1 protein-coding gene is annotated in these 1,519 nt (G+C 59.9%); it reads right to left on the bottom strand.

Features of this window, described 5'->3' with window-relative positions; translation table 11 throughout:
* Positions 1 to 663: 663 nt before the first annotated feature.
* A partial coding sequence (locus tag D9C15_RS09490) for a hypothetical protein (protein WP_205854768.1) occupies positions 664 to 1,519 on the bottom strand: 856 nt, incomplete at its 5' end.

The following is a 1,519-nucleotide window of genomic DNA, read 5'->3' as shown; positions in this document are numbered from 1 at the left end:
TAACGTTTGAGCTGAGGCGACCGCCACGGGTTGGCGCTTGGGCCGCGAGGCCGATGATAGGCACCACGGCCTCGTGGCCCAAGTGCCAAGCCGTGGAGGGTCGCCTCGAGTGAAGGGTTAGGCGTCACCCCGCGGCTAGAGGACATGGACCTCGCGAAGGTAGAGGGTTGCCGTGGATTCGGTGGGGTACAGCACAAACGTGGCAGTTAGATCAGACCACTCACCGTTCAGGGGAAGACTATGTTCGATGTATGCCAGTGCGCCAGGCGGCAGAACGTTGCGTTCCACAGAGGCGACTGGGAGGGTGCCGGTAGCGCTACTCACGGATGTAACCTGGTACCTTGTGCCTCGAGGATGCGGCTGTGGAAGACCGTAGCCAGCAATGACCTCTTCAAGGAGCTGTGGCGTCCAAGATTCGCCTTGCTCGCCGGGAATGCGTTGAAGCGCGTCAAAGTATTGGCCTTCCGACAGCTGCTGTATCCAAGCCCGAACCTCTGCCAGGAGCTCATCGTCGGTTGAGGTGTGCGAGATTGCCATCGTGACGCCTAACGTTTGAGCTGAGCGGACGCCACCGGGAAGGCGCTTGGCACGCGCAATGGATGATGATACTGGCCGTTGCGCGGGCCAAGCGGCTTGCCGGTGGAGGTCCGCTCGAGCGAAGGGTTAGCCGTCACTGCGGTCCGAGTTGGCGAGAAACTCGACGTATGCCCTCAGCATGCTGCGAGCAAGCTCACGGGCCTCTTCCAGTTCCGCATGCGTGGCATCGCGAAGGCTTACGCCGCACTTTCCGCGATGGCGGCCTTGACGGAGAGGCTCATCATTGCAGAGTTGTCCGAGACGCGACCATGAGCCATCTGGTATTCCGAGGGCCTTCATCGCGGGAGACTTGCCACCAAACAACGAACTGACGGCATCGCGCACCTCATAGAGATGAACGAGTTCGTTCTGAGGATCGCGGGTTGCGGCCCCGAAGCTGGCGAGCATTGAAGCGAGCGTTGAACTGGTCGGCCTGAACTTTTCGATCCGCTCCGCAAGCAGGCGCTTCTCTGCAATCCGATCGGCCTTTGTATCGGCGACTACGGTTCCGTCTGCCACTGTGATGCGAAGATCAAGCGTGCCGCCCATCGCAATGGCAGAAACCGCTTGTAGTTCGACGAAGACGTCTCGTCGTCCGTCTTCGTGCAAGCGGATCCGGCGTGGCGAAGATAGTGTGTAGGGGCGAAAGGTTAGAAGCTGTACACCGAGAAACCGGTCATTGAGCGACGCGTGAATCTTCTGGCGGATCTCCGAATCACTGCCATACAGTTCCGCTGGAATTCGTGCCTCGGCTTTGCCCAGGCTGACGCTCAGTGTGTAGTCGTCCCGCACCACTTCGTATGACTCTTCGAAGTAGTCGGCCGGGGAAAACTCCCACTCAAGGATCTCGACGGCGCTCATACTTTGTTGTGTGACGGCTAACGTTTGAGCTGAGGCGACCGCCGCGGATTGGCGCTTGGTCCGCGAGCCCGATGATAGGCAA

This window comes from Piscinibacter defluvii (assembly GCF_004011805.1).
GTDB classification, from domain to species: Bacteria; Pseudomonadota; Gammaproteobacteria; order Burkholderiales; family Burkholderiaceae_C; genus Piscinibacter; species Piscinibacter defluvii.
Note: the sequence above shows the minus strand (reverse complement) of the source record. Positions and strands in the feature narration are given on the sequence as shown.